We start from the raw sequence: 22,233 nt of genomic DNA on the forward strand, positions 1-22,233 counted from the left end.
AGGGTAAGAAAGTAAAATGATGGAGGAATTTACCATGGACGATCAAACCGTATCCAAACCGGGATTTGCGCGCGTTGCATTATTGGCCGCGTTTCTGCTTGCGCTTGTGCATCAGTACCTGTTCTACGGCAAGATGCCCGGAATCTCTTACCCTATTTTTGTAGTGCTGTTCTACGCGTTTATGTTCTATTTCGGCAAGGAGAAGCTGCGTAAGCACAACTGGTTCAGCTATATGTGGATGGGTTCAGTCTTCCTTTTGTCGCTGACGTACGCACTGTTTGGCAACTGGTTTTTCTTCGGGCTTAATTATCTTGTAATTCCTGCGCTGATTCTATTACATATGACTTATATGCTCAGTTACCGCCTGCCGTCCTGGAGCGGCTTCGGGCTGATCGGAGCGGCTTTGGAGCATTTCTTCCCCCAGAGCCTGCGCCACTGGAACACAGCGGTGAAGCTGTTACGCCGTAGCCAGGGCGGGGTGTCTAATGAACGCAAGCAGGTTCTGATCCGTATAGTGATCGGGCTGCTGATTTCCCTTCCGCTGCTGCTGATCGTCACCTCGCTTCTCTCCACGGCGGATGGGGTATTCAACCGGCTGCTGACAGAGCTCCCGGGTTACTTTGACAATATCTCTTTTGGCGAATGGATCACAAGGGCGTTGTGGATTATCCTGCTTGGACTAGGGATGTTCGGCTTTGTGTGGGGGTTTGTTGATAGTAAGTCCTATATCCAGACCTATCCGCCTGGGGGGCTTGATACTCTCACAGTGCAGGATGTGAATGAACCGGAGGAGGAGAGTATCGGCGTTGATGATCCCATCATCATTACTACAGTTCTTGCGGTGATCAATGCCGTATACATGCTGTTTGTGAGCGTGCAATTCTCGTATTTGTTCGGGGCGTGGGAAGGCGTTCTGCCCGATGGCAAGACTTATGCGGATTATGCGCGGAGCGGATTCTTTGAGCTGATTCTGGTGACAGCGCTCAATTTCGTTATTCTGCTGCTGTCCTTGCTGGCGGTGCGCAAAGCGGGCGGAGGGCTGAAGCGGGTGATTCAGATTCTGCTCTATATTCTGGTTCTCTGCTCCATGGTCATGCTCTATTCTGCCTACTCGCGGCTGACCTTATATGAAGAAGCGTATGGTTACACCTATATCCGCTTCCTGGTGCATGCCTTCATGATCTTCCTCGGGCTGCTGCTTGTTCTGGCTGCGGTGCGGATCATCCGGGCAGAGTTCCCGCTGCTTAAGTGTTACATCGTGCTCGGTTTACTGTCTTATGTGCTGATGAATTATATCGGGATGGATCATATTATTGCCAGACAGAATATTCAGCGCTATGCCGCAAGCGGCACCCTGGATGCCAATTATCTGACCGGGCTGTCCGCGGATGTGGTCCCTGAGCTGATTGAGTTCAGCAGGCAGGAGAATGGCATTCTCGACGAGGCTCTGCGGAACCGGCTGTCCGAGCGGGTGCGGCCGCTGCGCAACTGGCCGTCTTTTAATGTCGCGAACTTCCGGGAGCAGCGGGAGCTGAAGGATTATTTTGAGAAAGGCGTTGTCCATTAGTATGGGTATCAGACGGATTGTATTTATTCTGATCGCTCTCATCGTAGCAGGCTTCGGGGTGTATAATTTCTCTGCCTATTCCGAAAAGCTGACGCCTTCCACGGACCTCGCCCGCGAAGCGATCGGCGGTGTGAACCTGCACGACAATATTAATGACGATCATCTGCTTAAGCAGTTCGGCAGCCCCTTAAGTAAGGAGGATAATGAGCTGTATGATTACTACCACTGGAAAGACGGTCTTGTCACGGCCTCGGTTCATTCCGGGCCTGACGAAGGTTTGATTAAGCGGATTATGATCACAGCCACGGATAATAACCGTTCGGATGATCCGCTCCATACGGCCTTGGGCATCGGACTCGGAGACAGCAAACAAAGTGTGCTTGATCTGTATGGAAGCAAATATTACAAAAGCAATGAGCAGACCGCAGATATTATCGGATACATTGATCATAAACAAGGAATAACCTTAGAATTCTGGTGTTCACCGGATGCAACTGTAGCAGAGATCCGCCTGGACGACGCAGACATGAGGTGAAGCCGGTTAGCCCTTTGACCTTGAGCTGTGGTACAGTTTGAAGACAGAGTTAACTTTACACAGCGGGAGAGGAAGAGCTGCATGTATTCGATAGTAAATCCGGAGGCGGTACGCAGTCTTGCGGAGCAGAATAATCTTACGGCAATGTTCAGCAGCGGCGCAATTGCCCAGATGGAGCTTCGGCGTTACAACGACGGGGATGCGGTGTGTTCGGTGGGCGACCGGCTGGAGAGCATGTTCATTCTGGTGCAGGGCAAGCTGAAGATTCATACCCTGCTGCCTAACGGCAAGTCGATGCTTGTCCGGTTCGCAAGGCCGATGTCGGTGATCGGGGATGTTGAGCTGCTGCGCCAGTATCCGGTCAAGAATGAGGTGGTATCGGTGGGCGACAGCCTGCTGCTGGTGGCCGGAAGGAAGCTGCTGCTAAAAGAGTTCGAAGACAATACGGCGCTGCTGCGCTTCCTCGTCGGGGAGCTGAGCCATAAGCTGTATACGCTGGGCCAGACCTCGGCCATGAATGTGCTGTATCCGGTGGAGAACCGCTTCGCCAGCTACCTGATGTCCCTCTTCTCGGACAACACCGGCGCCCAGCGCGTGGAGGAGATCCGTACCTCCAGCCTGACAGAGACTGCCGATCTGCTGGGTACCAGCTACCGGCATCTGAACCGGGTGGTGCGCCGCCTGATCGAAGAAGGGATTATTGAACGCAGACGCGGCCGGCTGATCGTGCTGGATGAAGAGCGGCTGGCCATGCTTGCGAACGGCAATTTGTATGAATGAACCTGGGTGAACTCTAGTGAATATGAGTGAACCTGAGTGAATGACAGCAGCTTACATACATAATAGCTATAGAAGCTTAGGGGATCGAATACTCATCCGAATAACCGTCACTTCCTGCCATCGGCCGGGGTGGCGGTTTTTTTGTGTTGTTTATGAAAATATGGTGATCTTGTTCTTGCATCACGAATCCCACAGATTCCCCGGAAGCCTGGCTAACGGAGGGCCAAATGTATGCGAAAAACCGAATACAATGTGCTTCCGTGGAGGTAACCGGGCCAAATGTATGCGAAAAACCGAATACAATATGCTTCCGTGGAGGTAACCGGGCTAGATGTATGCGAAAAACCGAATACAATGTGCTTCTGTGGAGGTAACCGGGCCAATGTATGCGAAAAACCGAATACAATATGCTTCTGTGGAGGTAACCGGGCCAATGTATGCGGAAAACCGAACACAATGTGCTTCCCCGGAGGTATGCTTTCTGTTATTCATTATCCTTGTATTTCCGGTAATTCCCCCGCAATTTCTTGCACGAGCATACACCGCCTTTGAGGCTGGATCAGCTGCTTCTGCTTCATTCAGCGGATGCTCAGCTTCATTTCAGATTGGTTTAAGCATTGGGACGTAAGATACAGGCATGAGGAAAAGATTAGTAACACGCTTAAGGAGGACAAGCCAGCACCAGTCGCATGGAGCGTGCATGCAGGATACATAGTCTACAAGCCCCTAAGGGCAGGGGTTATGCAGTATAGCTTACATATAGAGTGGAGGAATTTATGATGTTCAACAACCTTAGAGGAATACGCGCCAAAATCATGTCCGGCTTCGCCGCTGTGATTATCGTGTTCATTATCGCAATCGCGGGCAGCACCTTATTTCAGGGTAAGGTAACCATGCTTACAGAACAGATCAACCGTAACTACAGCAAGCTGTCGCTGGTGCAGGGATTAACTGATGATATCCGTACGGCGGACGGGCTGGCGGCAAGATATGTTATGAGCAATACGGATGAGGAAAGAACCGCCAACCTGACTGCCTATGAAGCGATGATCCCGCAGATTACGGCGGCTGCCGAGGAGCTTAAGGGTGCGGGTCTGAACGAAGCTGAGCTTGCAGGAATTACGAATCTGGAGAGTGAATGGGGCAATTATCTGACCGTACTGGAGGAAGCTTTTGCCTTAGCCAAAGACGGTAATTTCCCGGAGGCACAGAAGTCGTTTACTACGCTCTCCCTGGATACCATAATCGACTCACAGCTTGTGTTTGAGAATATGCTGCATGAAGAAATCACGAAGGAGCAGAGTCAGGCGGCTACTCACCGCAGCTCGTCTATGATTACCAGTATGGGGGTAACCGGACTATCGGTATTGCTGGCTGTGCTGATCGCGTTCGTGATGTCGGCACGGATTCTGAAACCGCTAAGTGATGTGAACAGGCAGCTCGAAGAAATAGCAGACGGGGATGCCGATCTGACCCGCAAGCTCAGTGTGCGGACGAAGGATGAGATCGGAGATTTAGCCCGGAATTTCAATAAAATGACGGATAATCTGGCGGCGATGATCGGCCAGGTGAATGCTTCTGCGAGCGGCCTCGCAGCCTCCTCGGTCAAGCTGACTTCCGACAGCGGTTTGACTGCCGAAGCGACCGAGAAGATCGCCGGGATAATGGGCGAAGTTGCCAATGGCACGGGACGGCAGATGAATGATCTGCAGACCAACATGAATACGATTATTGAAATGTCTGCCGGGATTCAGCAGATTGCTGCCAGTGTGCAGGATATTTCTGAAGCTTCGCTGCGCTCTGCCGAATATGCGGTTGCCGGAGACCAGTCCCTGCAGTCCGCCGGCCGTCAGATGGATTCCATCAACGAATCCATTCAGTCCCTGTCGCAGCAGGTCATGGGCTTCGTGAAGCGGTCACAGGAAATTGGCAGCATTGTCGGAGTGATCAAGGGGATTGCCTCAGAGACGAATATGCTGGCCCTGAATGCGACGATTGAAGCGGCGCGGGCCGGAGAGCAGGGCAGAGGATTTGCGGTAGTGGCCGATCAGGTACGCAGACTGGCCGAACAATCTGCTGAATCCGCCAATCTGATTGCTGAGATGGCGACCGGAATCCAGTCGGATGCCGACCATGCAGTGAAGGTGATGAAGAACAGCATGAACGAAGTGCAGAGTGGAACTCGCATCATCGAAGAGGCCGGACATTCCTTCAACGAAATCCGCATCTCGATTGATTCGCTGGCCGGACAGGTTCAGGAGGTGTCCGGAGCTGTGGAAGAAATCACGGCGGCAACCGAGGAAATCGTAGACTCCATCCGTACCGTTACGCAGATTTCAGAGACCACTGCGGCGAATACGCAGCAGGTATCCGCTGCCTCGCAGGAGCAGATGGCTTCGGTAGAACAAATTGCTTCATCTGCCAGCGCGCTGAGCATGCTGGCACAAGGTCTGCAGGGTCTGGTGGCACGTTTCAACGTGTAGATTAACAGGCCTTCAGCTTATTTTCAGCTTGATCGTGCAGAATAAGAGAGAATTCTCTCCCAGAGAATACATCTTAGACCCCCGCCGGAAACGGCGGGGGTCTTTGCATTCAGGCTTACCTGCTCGGTTGCACCAACGGATATAATAACAGTATCGATTCCACTGGCAGCAACTTCCGTCGTTGTGTTTTTATAACTAAGCATTATAACCTCCTGATCATCGGGTCGCTTAATTATCCCCCGTAGAGAATTACCTAAACCTTCATATATTGTCTATAAAGTTCTTCAAAGGTATCATAACGTTCGATTGGCTGGCCTGTGCGGTTATATTCTTCCAGATACTCATCCATCGCCAGCAGGAACTGCTCCTTAAATAAATCTAGCTGATCCGCATCGAAGTGTTGCATCAGATCAAACTTCCGGGTTCCCCGCGACTCCGTCATTTCATCCAGGAACTGCTGTGTCCCCATAGCGGTATAGAAAGCATAGGATTTATCCTTCGCTTCGGTGCTGGCAATAATCTTATTGCGGTAGTTGCACCATAGCTCCTCATAGGTGCCCGCCAGATTATCATAGGACGGGACGGGCTGGACTACATATTTTTGATAGAGGGAGTTGTACAGATTGTTAATACTACTCAGGAGTATATAGGAGGTATTTCTGATTTCATCCATAGTCTTGGCATTAATGACATCCATATATATCGCTTCAAAATTGCCGGGAAGATACTGCCAGGTGGAAATGTCCTCCAGGTAACGCTTAAGCCCCCTTTTAAAATAAGTGTTATTCAAACTGGCCAGGGCATTTACCAGGTTGTATACAACCTCGCCTGAAGCCAGCCTGACGGCCCCAAGATCTCCAGCGAGCAGTGTATTCGCGTATTCCTGCTTGGCACTATCGAGCCACTTCTTCGCTCTGCCGATGCATTCGCTCCCGATAGGCTTAGCTAAAATATCCAGCGCCCTCTGTCTGTACGCATTGAATTTCTCCATATATTCCGGTTTGGCACAATAGAGCACCTGTAAATCTATCAGACTGGAATTCATCGGACTTTCAAGCGCAGCCTGATCTTCAATCCTTGTCTCCCATGGAGTGCAATAGATATCGTATCCGACGTCCCCCAGTATGAAGCAGGAAGAGAAGTCCCAGCCCTGGTTGTTGTTGTTAATAATAATTAGATCCAGATCGCTTTTGTCATGGAAATCTCCGGTACGAAAAGAGCCCGTAAGCCCGATCATTGCAATCTCCTCCGGAAAATCCCGCTTGGCCCGCTCAATAACCATGTTAATGAGTTTCTCGTTTTTGTGGAATAGCTCCTGTTGGTCAGCATTCTTCATGTTTAGTTCCCCCTTGGCCCGCGCCTTGTTGTATTCATTGTATAAGCATCCTGCCTGCGGGGGTATGCCGACTTTAATTAGGTTTAATCTCTCCCGGTGTTGTTCAGTGGAATCGAGTGCTGCTGCTCCGCTCAGGAGTGCTGCATAAAAATATGTAATCCGTATTTATGCACATACTAATCATAGAATAAGCCATCGACCTCAACCTAGTGATATCTTATATTATTACCATAATTAGTTAGTTCATAGGCTCACTCCGGGTCCGGTCCGTTTCTCTTGCGCTTGCGGTTTGCTGTTCTGCATATTGACGCAAGGAGCGGACCGGTCTTTTGAATGTGTAAGGGCAGCAGTGGGAGGAGGAGTGAACTGGCTGATTGCAACATATCTTCAGAACCGCAGGGGCGGCAGAATAAATCAAGGAGGCGAGGAGTATAGGGGATCATTTATGAAAGCGCATACTTTAAAACGGCATCATAAAACTATGGGAGGTGGTTGTCAGATGATTACCAGACACAAGGCTTCAGTGAAAAGGACATTCCTGCTGTACAGCTTGATACTTGCGCTATGTGTGGGCCAGCTGGCGTTATTCCCGGCAGTGGGGGCAGCGGCAGGCAATCTGGCTCAAGGCAAGACGATTACCGCCAGCTCTGTGGGTGATGTGTATGTGGCAGCGAATGCCAATGACAGTAACCAGGGAACGTATTGGGAGAGTGCCAGCAATGCTTTTCCGCAATGGATCAAGGTCGATCTAGGCTCCAGCAGCAGCGTCAATCAGGTTGTACTCAAGCTGCCGTCAGCCTGGGAAGCAAGAACACAGACATTGTCCGTTCAAGGCAGTACGGATGATGCTTCTTACAGCAATCTGGCTGCCTCAGCAGCCTACAGCTTCAATCCTTCCAGCGGCTCTAACACAGTCACGGTCAACTTCACTGCTGCAACAGCCCGCTATATTAAAATAAACTTCACGGCCAACACCGGCTGGCCTGCTGCGCAGCTGTCTGAACTTGAAGTGTACGGAACCGCGGTTTCTCCGCCGGGAACTTATGAAGCGGAAGCTGCCGCCTTGTCCGGCGGGGCCAAGACCAACACGGATCACACCGGCTATACCGGGTCTGCGTTTGTTGACGGCTATCTTGCCCAGGGAGCAGCCACAACCTTCACTGTCTCGGCTGCATCCGCAGGCAATTACAGCGCAGCGCTGCGGTATGCCAATGCCTCCGGCAGCACCAAGACGCTGAGTGTCTATGTGAACGGGGCCAAGATCAAGCAGACCTCGCTTGCCAATCTGGCTAACTGGGATACCTGGTCCACACAGGCAGAAATTCTTGCTTTAACAGCCGGAAATAACACTATTGCCTACAAATACGATGCGTCCGACTCCGGCAACGTGAATCTGGATCAACTGGTTCTGACCGTCTCAACGGCACCGACCGCTACGGCTACACCCGTTCCGACGGTAGCGCCAACAGCCACACCTGTCCCAACGCCGACTGTTGCGCCGACGGCTACACCTACCGTAGCTCCGACTGCCACACCAGCAGTAACTCCAACAGTAACTCCAACAGTAACCCCGTCTCCAACTCCAGTTATCACACCAACACCTTCGCCAACCGCTTCGCCGACGGCTTCCCCAAGCGCGGGTCCCGGCTCGAACCTGGCGATCGGCAAGTCCATTAATGCTTCATCTTCTGTATTTACATTTGTACCCGCCAATGCCAATGACGGAGACGTGAATACGTACTGGGAAGGGGCGGGCGGAAGCTATCCGAATACGCTGACTGTGAACCTTGGCGCGAATGCCAATGTAACTTCGGTAGTCGTGAAGCTGAATCCGGCTGCAGCCTGGGCTACCCGTACCCAAACCATTCAGGTACTGGGTCATAACCAGTCTACAGGCACCTTCACTAGTCTAGTGCCGGCCACGGTGTACACCTTTAACCCGGCCAGTGGCAACTCCGTGACCATTCCAGTCACCACAACGGCCAGTGAGCTGCAATTGAAATTCACTACGAACTCCGGTTCAAGCGCCGGACAGGTAGCTGAATTTCAGATCATCGGCACACCGGCTGCGAATCCGGATCTTACAGTGACGGCGATGTCCTGGAGCCCTTCTGCTCCGGTAGAGACCGATGTCATCACGCTGAACGCTACCGTTAAGAACGCCGGGTCTGCTTCTTCGGCAGCAACAACCGTCGGCTTCTATCTTGGCACCACGCTTGCCGGAACAGCACCAGTCGGTGTTCTGGCCGCAGGAGCTTCGGCCACAGTGTCGCTGAACATCGGCGCCAAAGATGCAGCAACCTATGCATTAAGTGCAAAGGTCGACGAGAACAACACCGTCATTGAGCTGAATGAAGGGAATAACAGCTACTCGAATCCTGCATCGCTTACCGTAAATCCCGTATCCAGCTCGGATCTGATCGCTTCTCCGGTCAGCTGGTCTCCGGGTAATCCTGCTGGCGGGAATACAGTGAGCTTCTCCTTGGCTATTAAGAATCAGGGAACGGCGGCTTCCGCCAGTGGTGCACATAACCTCACGCTGACCTTGACTGATGCGACCACCGGTGCGGTAATCAAAACGCTGACCGGCACTTATAACGGTGTCATTGCCAGCGGAAGCATAACGGCTCCGGTTGCCCTTGGAACCTGGACCGCTGTGAACGGGAAATATAATGTAAAAACTGAAATTGCCGTAGACGCCAATGAACTTGCAGTGAAGCGGGCCAACAACATCCAGAATCAGTCGCTCTACATCGGACGCGGGGCCAATATGCCTTACGACATGTATGAAGCGGAGGACGGGGTTGTCGGGGGCGGAGCTGTCAAGCTGAATCCGAACCGCAATATCGGTGATCTTGCCGGTGAAGCCTCAGGCAGAAGAGCAGTCACATTGAATACTACTGGCAGCTATGTTGAGTTCACCACCAAAGCCAGCACCAATACGCTCGTTACCCGGTTCTCGATTCCGGACTCGGCAAGCGGTGATGGAACAACGGCTACACTTAATATTTATGTGAACGGTGTATTCAATAAAGCCATTACGCTGAATTCCAAATACGCCTGGCTGTACGGCTCAGAGATCAGCCCGGGCAATTCGCCAAGCGCCGGTTCTCCGCGCCACATCTATGATGAAGCGAATATTATGTTCGACAGCACCATTCCGGCTGGCAGCACAATCAGACTTCAGAAGGACGCAGCCAACACTTCACAGTATGCGATTGACTTCGTCAGCCTGGAGCAGGTAGCGCCGATCGCCAATCCGGACCCGTCCAAGTATACGGTTCCGCTGGGCTTCACGCACCAGGATGTGCAGAATGCGATTGATAAAGTCCGTATGGATACGACCGGCAACCTTGTGGGTGTATATCTTCCAGCCGGATCGTATGAAACCTCGAACAAGTTCCAGGTCTACGGCAAACCTATTAAAATTGTCGGAGCCGGTCCCTGGTATACCCGGTTCTATGCGCCGGTTAACCAGTCCAATACGGATGTTGGCTTCAGAGCTACCGATTCTGCGAATGGCTCCACCTTCTCGGGGTTTGCCTATTTCGGCAACTATACCTCACGCATTGACGGTCCTGGAAAAGTGTTCGACTTCTCCAATGTAGCGAACATTACGATTGACAACATCTGGACCGAACATCAGGTATGTATGTACTGGGGTGCAAATACCGATTACATGGTGATCCGAAACTCGCGTATCCGCAACACCTTCGCCGACGGCATCAACATGACCAACGGCAGCACGAATAACCTCGTGTCCAACAATGAAGCACGGGCGACCGGAGATGACAGCTTCGCGCTGTTCTCGGCGATCGATTCCGGCGGCTCGGACATGAAGGACAATGTATACGAGAACCTGACCTCGATCCTGACCTGGCGTGCAGCCGGTGTGGCCGTCTATGGCGGTTATGCGAACACCTTCCGCAACATCTATATTGCGGATACGCTCTGCTATTCCGGGATTACGATCAGCTCGCTCGACTTCGGTTATGCCATGAACGGGTTCGGCGCATCGCCGACGACGAATTTCCAGAACATTTCGGTTGTCCGGGCGGGCGGACATTTCTGGGGCTCACAGACCTTCCCGGCCATCTGGGTATTCTCCGCCTCCAAGGTGTTCCAGGGCATCCGGGTCAGCGATGTGGATATTATTGATCCGACCTATCACGGGATCATGTTCCAGACCAACTATGTCGGCAATTCACCGCAGTTCCCTGTAGCGGATACCATCTTTACGAACATCACGATTTCCGGTGCGCAGAAGAGCGGCGACGCGTTCGACGCCAAGTCCGGAGTCGGCATCTGGGCCAACGAATCGGCCGAAGCAGGCCAGGGCCCGGCGGTAGGCAACGTTGTCTTCAACAATCTGAAGATCCTGAACACCGTAACTCCTATTAAAAATACTACGTCGACGTTTACGATTACTGTGAATCCGTAGAGCTGAAATAGTATAGCTGATTATTGTATGGCTGAATATTGCTCAGCTGCATTATGCTAAGTTGCATAATATTCAGCGTACTGCAAAAACCGCTTCCCGTGTGTCCGGGGGGCGGTTTTTCCCGTTGAAAGGGATAACTGTCCTCCTATGGACAGCATAACCGGTTCATCTTGGAACCGGGTCTAGGACTGTATGTACAACGAGCCACCTAACTGCGGAAATCCTGCAGGTTATACAACATTTCAGGCTCAAGCTTGCCTAACGGCCAGAAATCCTGCATATTTTACAACATTTCAGGCTCTATTCCGCCTAAAATTCGGAAATATTGTATGTTATACAACAATTAAGGAGTTATCTTGCTTATCTGAGGAGAATTATTGTATTTTGTACAACAATCCGTAATTTGGCTCGCTCATCTGCTGAAAATCCTGCATAAAGTACAACAATTCCGTTTGTGTCCCACATTACCGATGTTATCCATGCTAGTTAGTCCTGTATCCGCGCTAACCTTACTATTCTCGCAGCCCTTGCAGCCCCCGCAGCCACACACCCCGCAGCCACACATTCCGTAACTCACACTCCCGCCGCCATGCACCACACATCTCCCCACAGATCGCCGTTCAGCATTAAGTTCACTCATACAAGCCCTCTGGCTCCACAATTCAAGCGGGCATAGGCTTTTCACTATTGTACCCGGTGATTTTCATAGGGTTTCGGGCTTGAGCATACCCTCCAATTTGGGGAAATCGACAAGAGCTACCTGATAGCGATACAATGGAAGCTACATCTTGCATAAGACAAACACAGGAATAAGGGAGGCATATAGATGACTAAGCGGGTAGTTAATAATATTACGGAGCTGATCGGCGGTACGCCGGTTGTACGCTTGAACCGCATTACCGGACCGGAGGATGCGGAGCTGTATGTGAAGCTGGAGATGTTCAATCCCAGCGGCAGCGTTAAGGACCGGGCCGCGTATAATCTGATTCTGCAGGCGGAGCTGGACGGGCGGCTGCAGCCTGGCGGGACGATCATTGAGCCGACGAGCGGCAATACCGGCATCGGCCTGGCGATGAATGCGGCAGCGAAGGGCTATAAGGCAATCCTGATTATGCCGGATAATATGACGAAGGAACGGATCAATATCCTGAAGGCCTACGGCGCGGAGGTTGTGCTGACGCCGGCAGCGGAGCGGATGCCGGGCGCGATTGCCAAGGCAGTGAAGCTGGGCCAGGAGATCCCCGGGAGCTTCATTCCCCAGCAGTTCGAGAACAAAGCGAATCCGGACATCCACCGCATCACCACCGCTCCGGAAATTCTGGAGCAGATGGAAGGCAGACTGGACGTATTTGTTGCCACCTCGGGAACAGGCGGCACGATTACCGGAACGGGAGAGGCGCTGCGTGAGCAACTGCCAGAGCTCCGCGTGGTTGTCGTGGAGCCGCAAGGCTCACCAGTGCTCTCCGGCGGCAAGCCTGGACCGCATAAGCTGGTGGGCACCAGCCCCGGCTTCGTGCCGGCGATTCTGAACACCGGCATTTATAATGATATAGTGCAGGTATCCGATGAAGATGCATTGGATATGGTAAGGAGGTTGGCCAGTACTGAAGGGATCCTGATTGGCCCTTCCGGCGGGGCAGCGGTATGGACAGCGCTGCAGGAAGCCCGGCGTCTGGGGCATGGCAAGCGCGTGTTGTGTATTGCTCCAGATACTGGTGAACGCTACCTTAGTATGGGCATATTCGAATAACTCCACTGGAGGATACCCAATGAATCGAGTGAAGAGAAGTTCCCGGCACCGGCTGAAAGCTGCCGGACTGATTATTCTTACGGCAGTGGTAATCTCAAGCTTGTCCGGCTGTTCGCGGTCTGAAAGCAACGGTACTACAGGGAGTAATGAGTCTTCGGCCAAACCATCATCTGCGGCGGAGCAGAGCCTATCGCCTGTACCGCAGCAGACGGCTGTTACACCTACGGCAGCCCCTGCTTCATCTGCTCCGGCCACCGAATCGCCTGCCTTGGCGGCTTTCCTCGATCCCGCCAAGCTACAGCCCGTATTCGGCTTCGCCGATGAGACCGGAAGTCATCTTCTTGTGACTTCACAGGAAGACGGGAGCGGGAAGCAGATGGAATCCTTGAATACCGCCATTGGCAACGGAGGTCAGGTGCTGGCCGTGAAGTTCGAGAAGCAGCAAGCGGGGAGTGAGGACAGCAATGGACGGGAACTGGCGAATAATTTCGCTAATCTGTCCGGCTATCTCTACACGGTAGAGAGTGGTGCTGCGAAAGCGGATGAAACCTATTATCTGGTTGATTCCTCCAGCTTCCCGCCGGCTGCATTAGTAGATCTGCAACCCGCCGACCCGGCAGCTCCGCAGCTTGCAGCCGGAGATCCGGTGCGGAAGAGCATAGCTGCCGTTAAGCACCGGGAGCTTCAGTCCGCCTGGAAGCTGGCTGATCTGGCCCCGGATAGGGAGCTGTATCTGGTCCAGTTCACAAGGCAGGATAAGGATATGCTCTTCAGTCTTGTCCTGAATGAAGACGGGAAGCTCAGCTTCATGGATTATCCCGCTGTTATGGAGAGCGATGAATATTCGGTCTGGCGTGTTGATGACGGCGGTGAGATGCGGCCGGAGATGTTCTCGTTATTGTTTGCGGCACAGTCGGCGGACGGATTACTGCTCGGGCTGAACTGGTGGGGAGCGGAGGGAGTGAACTCCTTCTTCCTGTTACAGCAGGGCAATACCTTCAAAGAACTGGAGATCCAATACGGCCGGTATACTTCGCCTATATAAGGCGGGGGATTAGACCGCTAACGAAGACAAAGGCTCCCCGTCACCTTTTGGTGACAGAGGAGCCTTTGCCGGATATGGCAGGAGGATTAGACTTCGTATCATAGATGATCCTTCTATTTTGCGCTGGCGCGGGATCGTCCTTATTGATTTGACCGCTTTTCCCGCTTGGCTTAAATGCCTTGATCAGAGGCCGGAACAGGAGATAACCCAGCACACCCCCAAGCGTATTCAGAATGAGATCGTCCACATCAAAGGTTCCGATGGAGAATACCGCCTGCGCACATTCAAGCACCGCACTTAATGCGAAAGAGCGCAGCAGAACACCGGTGAAGGAGCCGCCGCCTTTTCCATTCGGGGACAGTAGCACAAGGAATATGCCATAAGGGATAAACAAGGCAATATTTCCCGCGAAATTAAGCATGGTAGTAGGTGTGAGATGATGATACGTATTGGACAGGGTAGCGAGCGGAACAAAGTTTCCTGTGCGCAGACTGCCGGCGATATTATCCGGGCTCTTCTGCAGCTGCTGCCAGAGAAAGCTGAAGTTAATCGAACCAAACTTGAATAAGATGATTTTGAAGAGTACATAGATGTATACGGCGAAAAGTGCCTGCAACCCGTATATTCTCAGTTTGTGTGCCGGATTCATTCCGCATCACCGCCTTCTCTTAGGTTATATTGTTATATGGCTTGGCTCTTATGGATATACCGTCATAATAACGCCGTCTATATTGTTGCCCGAGAACTCGACATGCCGGCCTTCAGGTGTAGGAACCGGAGTATTTCCAGTGACCGCAATATACGAGATCTGATATTCCGTATCGTTAACGGTAGCGGTGATTGTCTTCTGCTGCTTCAGATAATCCAAATATTCCTCCAGGGTGAAATGCTTATCCCGCATAATGATGCTGTGCGGCAGGCCGACATAGCGGAAATGCCAAGGCTCATACTGGATGCCGGTAATGCCGGTCTTATCTTCAGGATAGCGCAGAATAAAACCATAATCCCAGGCGTTATCCCGGAGCCACTGTCCTTCAGGAGCATGGCTCATCGCCATCTCTGTGGAGCCGATGTCGAGTGACAAGCCGAGATTATGCTCGCTATAGCCGGGCGGAAGTGCGTATTCGGCGCCTTTGTCCTCATAGAGTCGTTTCTGCTCCGAGTTGTTCCGGTAGCCGCTGCTGATCAGGAAATGCTGGACACCCTGTCCGGCAGCAGCTCCCACCATAATCGAGAATTGCTCCGCTACCTGCTCGGAGAGCATCGTCTTGTTGTCCAGCAGGCCATACCCTTCAATCAGCTCCTGATGCTCGGTAAGATTGACAATATCTTTGCTGACGCCCGATTTATGTACAGGGTATTCCTTGTTAACAAGCAGCAGGTTGCCCTGGTGAACCCTGCTTTTAGGGATAACCGTCAGATTCTTGGAGCCGTGGTCCGTAACCACTTGAACGATAGGCATACCCTGTCCGGGAGGGACGTCTTCTCCGCCTTGGCGCAGCCCTTGATACCCAAGCAGCCCGGCAAGAACAACCCAAAAAACCCACTTCTTCATTTCAGCTTCCTCCTTGGACTCTATGTCCAAAGAATAAGGGAGTGAATTTAAAAAGAAGTGGGGTAAAGATAAAGTTTTTCTTAAAATATAAAAACGCAAAGCCGTTTCCGCGTAAAATAAAAGAATTTATAACTCTACTTAATTAGACCCGGAAGCCGCACCTCAAAGAGAGTGCGGATCGCGTCGCTCTGGACGGAGATGGTGCCGTGATGCTGCTCGACGATATTTTTGGCAATGAACAGGCCCAGTCCGGTACTGCCTTCCTGATGGGTCCGCGCCCGGTCGCCGGTGTAGAACATATCGAAGAGAAAAGGCAGCTCTTCCGCAGGGATGCTATCCCCATAGTTGATCATCTGGACGATTACATTCTCCCCTTCCGGATTGCAGCGGATATCGACATACTGGCCGTCTTTGCCATAACGCACGGCATTGGTCAGCAGGTTCTCGAACACCCGGGCCAGCAGCTCCCCGTCCCCGGTAATTCTCATCTGCGGAGCCAGCGCAAGGCGGGCAGTCAGTCCGTTGTTCTCCAGCACAGGATACAGCTCTTCGTTCAGCTGGACAAGCAGCTCGCTTAGATCAAGCGGGAGCTGCTCGACAGTCAGCATGCCGTAATTCATCCGGGTAATCTCGAACAGCTCATCGATCAGCTTCTCCAGCCGCTGCGATTTGGTATAGGCGATGGTTGTGTAATGTTTGATTTGTTCAGCACTTAGTTGTCCGTCCTTCAGTACCAGGTCAAGATAGCCGAGTACAGAGGTCAGCGGGGTCCGCAGATCATGAGCCAGGTTAAGAACGAGCTTGTCCTTGCTGTTCTCGGCGAAATCCCCGCGTTCCACCGCCTGCTGCAGCTTATCCTTGGCCAGATTCAGATCGGCGGCAATATCCTCGAATTCATCGTTGGAGGTTATATGGATGCGGCTCTTGAAATCCCCGTTTGCCAGCAGGCGGATATGCTGCGAGATCTCTTTGAAATAACGGGCATACGGCTTGGTGAACAGGAAGAAGAACAGCAGCGCCAGCGGAATGAAGAAGATCAGGAAGAAATTGAGGTCGCCGAAGCTGGCGATCATCCAGCGGAAGCGGGCCAGCGGGTCCTCCAGCTTAACCTGTGAGGTATAGTACATCTGCAGACCTTTATAGAGGGCAAAAGTAATGGCGCCGGAACAGATCATGCTCAGAACGAGCAATGAGATCATTTTGAAGCGGAAGCTGCGGAACATATTAGCCATTGAATGTGTATCCTACCCCCCAGATCGTTTTGATCCATGTGTTTTTGGTCTGCTCTTCGCCAAGCTTTTTGCGCAGGGTGCGGATATGGACCATGACGGTATTCCCGCCCTCATAATAGGCTTCGCCCCAGACCTGCCGGAAAAGATGCTCCGCACTGAACACCTTCTTCGGATAGCTGGCCAGCAGATAGAGGATGTCGAATTCCTTCGGCGTTAGCTCAATGGGATTCCCGTACAGGGTGACCGAACGGCGGTCCGGATCGATGATCAGACCTCCCGTTTCCAGCACAGCCTTATGCTCCGCAACCGGCTGATTCAGCTGCATGGAGCGGCGGAGCTGCGCATTCACTCTGGCGACCAGCTCCATGGGATTGAACGGCTTGGTCATATAATCGTCGGCGCCGATCACGAGCCCGGTGATTTTATCGAGATCCGACGTCTTTGCGCTCAAAAAAATAATCGGCAGCCGATGCTGCTCCCGGATCTGCCGGGTCACCTCATACCCGTCCATCCCGGGCATCATAATATCCAGCACCGCCAGATCAATATGCTGGGATTGGACTGCTTGAACAGCCGCTGTGCCGCTCGTGACCTTGATGGGATGATAGCCCTCTTTCTCCAGATGCAGTCCGATCAGATCGGCAATTTCCGCATCATCGTCGGCGATAAGTATCGTAATACGTTTCATTTCATTGTCTCTCCTGTATAGTCAGCATGAAAGAATACTTGATTGTGCTTTGCTCCTAGTGTACCCTATCGGATATGGTTTCGCGACCTGCTATTATTGTAAGTATGGAGTCCGGACGAGATAAGATTATTTTTAAAATACTTATATTTGTAACATTTATTGCCGGGTATAGCCCGAAAGAGTCATGCCGGGCAAGACCCGGGAATGATAAAGTTATCATCAGTATTAAGGAGGGGACAGCGACGTATACCCGAATTAAAGTGCTCATCCTGCTGATTCCAACGCTCATGGTCGGCATCTGGGAGTTTGTGCGGCATCAGTTCCTGATGCAGTACATCTCCATGGACATGGGAAACTACTTAACTCCGGTGCTTGTCTTTCTGTTCAGTAATATTCTGCTGCTGCCGCTCTTCCGGATGCTCGAACGGAGCCAGCGGGAGCTGGAACGGGAGCGGGCGGCAACTGCAGCGATGGAAGCGCGCGAGCTGCTGGCCAAGGAGCTGCATGACGGAATGGCACAGTCGCTGTTTCTGCTCTCCGTGCGGATTGACCGCCTGGAACAGAACCGCAAAGACGGGGAGATCAGCGCAGAGAGCGTGGATCAGATTAAGAAAACAGTGCACGAAGTCAACCGCTATGTGCGACAGGCCATTGCCAATCTCAAGGTGCCGGTCAGCGGCAAGGAGAGCTTCTCCCTGGAGCGTTCCATTCAAGAGCAGCTTGCCGGAATAGCCGGTGAAGTGATGATTGAGGTGTCGCTGGACTGGCATCTGGATGAGCAGGCGCTAACGGCAGCAGAACAAGCTGAGCTGTTGTCCTGCATCCGCGAGGCCATTATCAACGTACGCAAGCATACGCGCGCAGGTAAGGTGTCCGTCTCCGGCCAAGGTGACAGGCTGAATTGGAACGTGACCGTTGCCGATAACGGGGCCGGATTCGCACATGCCGATCCTTTTGCGGTGAGCGGGAGCTATGGCCTGCAGATTATGAGAGAACGGGCATGCAGCATGGGCTGGAAGCTTGACTTACAATCCGGACCTGACGGAACAGTTGTAGAGATTGCGAAAGGGGGGACGACGGATGGAACGCTGCCGGGTGCTGATCGTCGATGACCATGCGCATGCGCGGGAGGCGATGAGTGAGATTGTGGCGCTGGATGAGCGGTTCGAAGTGATCGGCGCTGTTGCCAGCGGAGCAGAGGCAATCGTCTGGACCGGACAATGGATGCCGGATCTGATTCTGATCGATATCGAAATGCCGGGTATGGATGGTCTGGAGACTACGCGGCGCATTAAGCTGGAATACCCCTATGTGAAGATCGTCATCGTCACCGTATCGGATGAGATCTCCTATCTGTTCGAAGCGCTCAAGCAGGGGGCGCAGGGGTATCTCCTGAAGAACCTGGCTCCGTCGACCTGGATTGAGTATTTGCTGGCGATTGTCAGTGAGGAGGTTCCGCTGAGCCGGGAGCTGGCTTTTCAGATTCTGAAAGAGTTCGCCGTGACCTCCGTCAAGGAGGAGCGGGAGGCATTAACGGCGCGAGAGAAGGAAATACTGGGCTGTGTATCCTCAGGTTCGACGAATAAAGAGATTGCGGCCACCCTCGGTATCTCCGAGCACACCGTCAAGAACCATCTCAAGAATATTCTCCAGAAGCTCCAGCTTCAGAACCGCACGCAGCTCACCCGGTATGCCATGGAGCAGGGGCTGGCTTCGCGGGAGCGGGATTTTCCGGGGAAAAGATAGAGCTTTGCAGAAGGATGATTAGACTACATAAGAGAGAAGGGGAGATCCCATTGAACAGACTTTTCCGTAAAATAGCAGCCCTGGCCGTACCTGCGGCCGCAGCACTTATGGTATTCGCAGCCGTGGCAAGTGCGCATGTAACGGTCAGCCCGGCATCGTCAAGCACGGGGGCCTGGGAGACTTACACGCTCAAAGTCCCGTCTGAGAAAGACATTGCTACTGTGCAGGTCGATCTGCGTATCCCGGCTGGAGCTGCATTCAAGCAATACGAGGCTTCTCCCGGCTGGGACGTAACGGTGGATGGCGACAAGGTCAGCTGGATCGCGAACGGAGACGGCATTCAGGCCGGACAGTTCCAGCGCTTCTACTTCACCGTCCAGAACCCGGCCGCCGCAGGCGATATCGCCTGGAATGCCTATCAGCATTATGCCGACGGCAGCGTGGTGCAGTGGTCCGGTGAAGAAGGCTCGGAATCCCCGCATTCCATCACTTCAATTGCCGAAGCCTCCGGCGGAGGCACCCACTCCCACGGCTCCGTGGACATGGCGGATAACGGCACCATGACCATGGACGAGCATGAGGCCATTATGGAGGAAGAGGGGAACAGCTCCAGCGTGTCACCGATGCTGTACATTGCGCTGGGCATCTCGCTGCTGTCCTTCCTGCTGGCAGCTATTGCTTTGCTGCGGGGGAAGAAGGAGTAGGGCTGGAACCGGAGATTACCTGGAGTCCAGGTAAGTGGATTGAAGCAGATATTTGTTGAAGGAATATAGTAAGCATATCTGTTAGACTGGCCAAACTGGCTGTTCTGGCGGATAGAAGAACTCCGCGTTTGAGGTGAATAACACCCTCTGGTGCGGGGTTCTTTGCGGTTTGAGGGGATGTGGGGATGCTGGGATGTGGGGATGTGAGAATGTGGGAATGCGTAGAATGCTGGAATGCTGGGATGGGGGGGGTTCATGATGTGCTAATGTGCCTGCGATGATCTGTTGCACTCTCGCCGACTGGTGCCCAGCGCTTTTGTAAACTAACTTTATCTATGGATGCTCACGCACGCCGGTTGGGAACAACGGTTGGATAAACAACACTTAATTCCGGGGGAATTCCCTAAATGCCGGGCGTAGTTGGAAAAATAACACTTAATTTTGCGGGATCGGGCAAAACCGGGTGTAGGGGCAGAATTAAGTGCCATAAATCCAACTGTTTTTGCTGAAGCTCCAAAGTCGGGAGCAATAAGTGCTATAAATCCAATTGTTATCCGGGTGCGGGATCTCTCTGCGAGAAAAGGCTGATAAATCACAGGTCACGTGAAACCAATCTTTACGGATGAGTTACTGAAACCTATTCCGTTTGTGTTCCACGAATATCCACATGCAGCCTTACAGCTTATCCACTAACGTATTCCAGGTCAGCTCAATAATCCCGGTCATATTATCCGGTTCGTCGGATACATAGGTAACTACTGCGTTCTTTTCCGGAAGGACGATAACATATTGCCCATACAATCCGTCGAGCCGGTATGAGTTAGGATAGGAGTTCATCCACAGCTGATATCCATAGCCCTGATGATAGTCTGCGGTTGCAAAGTCTGGAGTGAAATCATCTGTCTTTATCTGGACGGAAGTTGCTTGCTCCACATAACCGGATGGAATGAGCTGTTGTCCGTTCCACGCGCCTTTGTTCAGGAGCAGCTGCCCGAATCTGGATAAATACTCTGCGGTTAAATGTAATCCCGAGAACCCTTGGGGGAATCCCAATGGACATCTGTCCCAATCAGGCTTGGGAATATCAAGCGGGTGGAATATTTTCTCATACAGATAGTCGTCCAGGTTAGTTCCGGTAGCGCTGCTAATGATTCTGGAGAGCATATAGGTGGCTGAATTATCATAGGTAAAATGAGTCCCAGGCTCAAAGACAACCGGCTCCTCAAAAAACAACTCAGCAATATCCCACTTCTGCCCGCTTCTCCAATCCGCTTTATTCACCGGACATTCCGCATGCCCGGCTGCCATACACAGCAAATCATGAATCGTGATCCGCTTCAGAAATTCAGTATCGCCAGTACAGGTATGTAAATAATCAGGAAAGAAATCTACTACAAGGTCGTTAAGTCTGAAATATCCCTCATGAACGGCAATCCCCACAGCCATGGAAGTAAAGGTTTTGCTTGCAGAATATAATAAGTGCGGCTGTTCCTCCTCAAAATCATGCCTGGCTATCAGCTCGCCATTCTGCCTGACCATCACGTTCAAAACACGCAGATTTTGCTTGCCCACCGATGCTACCAATTCGTCTAATAGTACAGTGTTCATTGTTCCGCCTCCGTCAGATTGATAGGTTAGAGTATTTGAATTTGCTTAGTCTTACTATAGCTGGATATGTATTATACTGTAAGTGATAATGGTGTGAAGTTCTTAACTAACAAGACTTGATGAATTGTAGACGATTGCGGAGGTGGATACATGGCTGCTAACTTCAATGTGATCACTTTTACCAAAAGCATAATTAATTTAAGCTGGCTACTCAAAGTCCTTCAAGAAAGAGGCTACGACGCTAATATTAATCAGATTGAATCTATCGGAAATTGGGAGTTCAACGACTTAATAAACCACCCGCATGATGTTGAGATAGCGGAAGTCCTCGCGCTTCTTGAGAAAGGCCGCATTATATTAATATTTGGTGAAGTCCAGTCCAATAAGTTTGTGATGATGTTAAGTAAGACCGGAACCATCTATGAAACAGGAGTGTCTCTGGATACAAAATACATAGATTACTTAGACAGCGATACGCTTAATGATGTTACCCGGCCTATTTATGATGAAATTTCGAATGTACTGTTATCTTCCGAAATGGTGAATAATTTACTTGTTTCTGCATTAGGTGTCGAGGTGGTTGTGGACTACGATGAGGATTTTCATAAGATGCATCTTGATAGTCATAATGTGGTTAGATGGGTTTTTGGCACCGAAGAGGGTCTAGGTGAGCATAATCTTATGGGTTACACGCGGGTAGCTGCTGGTATTTGGGATAGAGAGAATTAAGTTCTACAGATACGGGATATGAGAATAGCTAATT

General features: G+C 51.8%; 17 protein-coding genes. 11 read left to right on the plus strand and 6 right to left on the minus strand.

Annotation, left to right across the window (positions count from 1 at the left end; translation table 11 throughout):
* The first annotated feature begins 34 nt into the window (after nucleotides 1-34).
* The 4 genes from PBOR_RS14200 (at nucleotide 35) to PBOR_RS14220 (ending at nucleotide 5,365) form a co-directional block, all read left to right on the plus strand.
* Nucleotides 35-1,567 carry a DUF4153 domain-containing protein gene (locus tag PBOR_RS14200; RefSeq protein ID WP_042212624.1) on the plus strand — a complete coding sequence of 511 codons (1,533 nt, stop codon included), beginning with the start codon at nucleotides 35-37 and terminating at the stop codon, nucleotides 1,565-1,567.
* Between the two features lies 1 nt (nucleotide 1,568).
* Nucleotides 1,569-2,102: a hypothetical protein gene (locus PBOR_RS14205; RefSeq protein ID WP_042212626.1), complete on the plus strand. Its 534-nt coding sequence runs from the start codon at nucleotides 1,569-1,571 to the stop codon at nucleotides 2,100-2,102.
* 81 nt (nucleotides 2,103-2,183) lie between these two features.
* Complete coding sequence (locus PBOR_RS14210) at nucleotides 2,184-2,882, plus strand: Crp/Fnr family transcriptional regulator (RefSeq protein ID WP_042212628.1); 699 nt, start codon at nucleotides 2,184-2,186, stop codon at nucleotides 2,880-2,882.
* A 776-nt stretch (nucleotides 2,883-3,658) separates the two neighbouring features.
* A complete protein-coding gene (locus PBOR_RS14220) occupies nucleotides 3,659-5,365 on the plus strand; it encodes a methyl-accepting chemotaxis protein (protein WP_081972046.1) in 1,707 nt (568 codons plus the stop codon).
* A 253-nt stretch (nucleotides 5,366-5,618) separates the two neighbouring features.
* Here the strand turns inward: PBOR_RS14220 and PBOR_RS14230 are convergent, their stop codons facing one another.
* Nucleotides 5,619-6,701 carry a nucleotidyltransferase domain-containing protein gene (locus PBOR_RS14230; RefSeq protein WP_042212634.1) on the minus strand — a complete coding sequence of 361 codons (1,083 nt, stop codon included), beginning with the start codon at nucleotides 6,699-6,701 and terminating at the stop codon, nucleotides 5,619-5,621.
* Nucleotides 6,702-7,200: 499 nt separating this feature from the next.
* Between PBOR_RS14230 and PBOR_RS14235 the strand changes: the two genes are divergently transcribed.
* From PBOR_RS14235 to PBOR_RS14245, 3 genes are all read left to right on the plus strand, one after another.
* Entirely contained in the window at nucleotides 7,201-11,142 is a 3,942-nt protein-coding gene (locus PBOR_RS14235; RefSeq protein WP_245648180.1) for a galactose-binding domain-containing protein, read from the plus strand.
* An 826-nt stretch (nucleotides 11,143-11,968) separates the two neighbouring features.
* Nucleotides 11,969-12,892, plus strand: coding sequence for a cysteine synthase A (gene cysK / locus PBOR_RS14240; RefSeq protein ID WP_042212636.1), 924 nt, complete (start codon nucleotides 11,969-11,971; stop codon nucleotides 12,890-12,892).
* A gap of 19 nt (nucleotides 12,893-12,911) precedes the next feature.
* Nucleotides 12,912-13,937: a hypothetical protein gene (locus PBOR_RS14245; RefSeq protein WP_052429476.1), complete on the plus strand. Its 1,026-nt coding sequence runs from the start codon at nucleotides 12,912-12,914 to the stop codon at nucleotides 13,935-13,937.
* Between the two features lie 40 nt (nucleotides 13,938-13,977).
* Here the strand turns inward: PBOR_RS14245 and PBOR_RS14250 are convergent, their stop codons facing one another.
* The 4 genes from PBOR_RS14250 to PBOR_RS14265 all read right to left on the minus strand — a co-directional run bounded on the left by PBOR_RS14250 (nucleotide 13,978) and on the right by PBOR_RS14265 (nucleotide 17,412).
* Nucleotides 13,978-14,586, minus strand: coding sequence for a VanZ family protein (locus PBOR_RS14250; protein WP_052429477.1), 609 nt, complete (start codon nucleotides 14,584-14,586; stop codon nucleotides 13,978-13,980).
* Between the two features lie 48 nt (nucleotides 14,587-14,634).
* Nucleotides 14,635-15,492, minus strand: a complete 858-nt coding sequence (locus PBOR_RS14255; protein WP_042212637.1) for a D-Ala-D-Ala carboxypeptidase VanY — start codon at nucleotides 15,490-15,492, stop codon at nucleotides 14,635-14,637.
* Between the two features lie 134 nt (nucleotides 15,493-15,626).
* On the minus strand, nucleotides 15,627-16,724 hold the full coding sequence (locus PBOR_RS14260) for a HAMP domain-containing sensor histidine kinase (protein WP_042212639.1): 1,098 nt from the start codon (nucleotides 16,722-16,724) through the stop codon (nucleotides 15,627-15,629).
* Complete coding sequence (locus tag PBOR_RS14265; RefSeq protein WP_042212641.1) at nucleotides 16,717-17,412, minus strand: response regulator transcription factor; 696 nt, start codon at nucleotides 17,410-17,412, stop codon at nucleotides 16,717-16,719. Before PBOR_RS14265 ends, PBOR_RS14260 begins: the two co-directional genes overlap by 8 nt.
* Before the next feature lie 104 nt (nucleotides 17,413-17,516).
* Here PBOR_RS14265 and PBOR_RS14270 point away from each other — a divergent pair, with 104 nt between their 5' ends.
* From PBOR_RS14270 to PBOR_RS14280, 3 genes are read left to right on the plus strand one after another with little or no spacing between them, the layout of a single operon-like run.
* Nucleotides 17,517-18,524, plus strand: coding sequence for a sensor histidine kinase (locus tag PBOR_RS14270; protein ID WP_081972047.1), 1,008 nt, complete (start codon nucleotides 17,517-17,519; stop codon nucleotides 18,522-18,524).
* Nucleotides 18,493-19,158: a response regulator gene (locus PBOR_RS14275; protein ID WP_039297122.1), complete on the plus strand. Its 666-nt coding sequence runs from the start codon at nucleotides 18,493-18,495 to the stop codon at nucleotides 19,156-19,158. Before PBOR_RS14270 ends, PBOR_RS14275 begins: the two co-directional genes overlap by 32 nt.
* A gap of 50 nt (nucleotides 19,159-19,208) precedes the next feature.
* Nucleotides 19,209-19,862 (plus strand): YcnI family copper-binding membrane protein, encoded by a 654-nt coding sequence (locus PBOR_RS14280; protein ID WP_052429478.1) that lies wholly within the window; start codon nucleotides 19,209-19,211, stop codon nucleotides 19,860-19,862.
* A 675-nt stretch (nucleotides 19,863-20,537) separates the two neighbouring features.
* Here the strand turns inward: PBOR_RS14280 and PBOR_RS14285 are convergent.
* Nucleotides 20,538-21,470 carry a serine hydrolase domain-containing protein gene (locus PBOR_RS14285; RefSeq protein ID WP_042212644.1) on the minus strand — a complete coding sequence of 311 codons (933 nt, stop codon included), beginning with the start codon at nucleotides 21,468-21,470 and terminating at the stop codon, nucleotides 20,538-20,540.
* A 150-nt stretch (nucleotides 21,471-21,620) separates the two neighbouring features.
* On the opposite strand from PBOR_RS14285, the gene PBOR_RS14290 reads away from it, so the two are divergent.
* On the plus strand, nucleotides 21,621-22,199 hold the full coding sequence (locus PBOR_RS14290; protein ID WP_042212646.1) for a hypothetical protein: 579 nt from the start codon (nucleotides 21,621-21,623) through the stop codon (nucleotides 22,197-22,199).
* Nucleotides 22,200-22,233: the final 34 nt, after the last annotated feature.

It is taken from the genome of Paenibacillus borealis, from assembly GCF_000758665.1.
Lineage (GTDB): Bacteria > Bacillota > Bacilli > Paenibacillales > Paenibacillaceae > Paenibacillus_AQ > Paenibacillus_AQ borealis.

Coding starts and splice junctions, on each gene's coding strand:
- PBOR_RS14270 (WP_081972047.1), top strand. CDS start 17,517: ATGGAGTCCGGACGAGATAAGATTATTTTTAAAATACTTATATTTGTA.
- PBOR_RS14210 (WP_042212628.1), top strand. CDS start 2,184: ATGTATTCGATAGTAAATCCGGAGGCGGTACGCAGTCTTGCGGAGCAG.
- PBOR_RS14255 (WP_042212637.1), bottom strand. CDS start 15,492: ATGAAGAAGTGGGTTTTTTGGGTTGTTCTTGCCGGGCTGCTTGGGTAT.
- PBOR_RS14250 (WP_052429477.1), bottom strand. CDS start 14,586: ATGAATCCGGCACACAAACTGAGAATATACGGGTTGCAGGCACTTTTC.
- PBOR_RS14285 (WP_042212644.1), bottom strand. CDS start 21,470: ATGAACACTGTACTATTAGACGAATTGGTAGCATCGGTGGGCAAGCAA.
- PBOR_RS14275 (WP_039297122.1), top strand. CDS start 18,493: ATGGAACGCTGCCGGGTGCTGATCGTCGATGACCATGCGCATGCGCGG.
- PBOR_RS14235 (WP_245648180.1), top strand. CDS start 7,201: ATGATTACCAGACACAAGGCTTCAGTGAAAAGGACATTCCTGCTGTAC.
- PBOR_RS14245 (WP_052429476.1), top strand. CDS start 12,912: ATGAATCGAGTGAAGAGAAGTTCCCGGCACCGGCTGAAAGCTGCCGGA.
- PBOR_RS14265 (WP_042212641.1), bottom strand. CDS start 17,412: ATGAAACGTATTACGATACTTATCGCCGACGATGATGCGGAAATTGCC.
- PBOR_RS14230 (WP_042212634.1), bottom strand. CDS start 6,701: ATGAAGAATGCTGACCAACAGGAGCTATTCCACAAAAACGAGAAACTC.
- PBOR_RS14290 (WP_042212646.1), top strand. CDS start 21,621: ATGGCTGCTAACTTCAATGTGATCACTTTTACCAAAAGCATAATTAAT.
- PBOR_RS14260 (WP_042212639.1), bottom strand. CDS start 16,724: ATGGCTAATATGTTCCGCAGCTTCCGCTTCAAAATGATCTCATTGCTC.
- PBOR_RS14200 (WP_042212624.1), top strand. CDS start 35: ATGGACGATCAAACCGTATCCAAACCGGGATTTGCGCGCGTTGCATTA.
- PBOR_RS14205 (WP_042212626.1), top strand. CDS start 1,569: ATGGGTATCAGACGGATTGTATTTATTCTGATCGCTCTCATCGTAGCA.
- cysK (WP_042212636.1), top strand. CDS start 11,969: ATGACTAAGCGGGTAGTTAATAATATTACGGAGCTGATCGGCGGTACG.
- PBOR_RS14220 (WP_081972046.1), top strand. CDS start 3,659: ATGATGTTCAACAACCTTAGAGGAATACGCGCCAAAATCATGTCCGGC.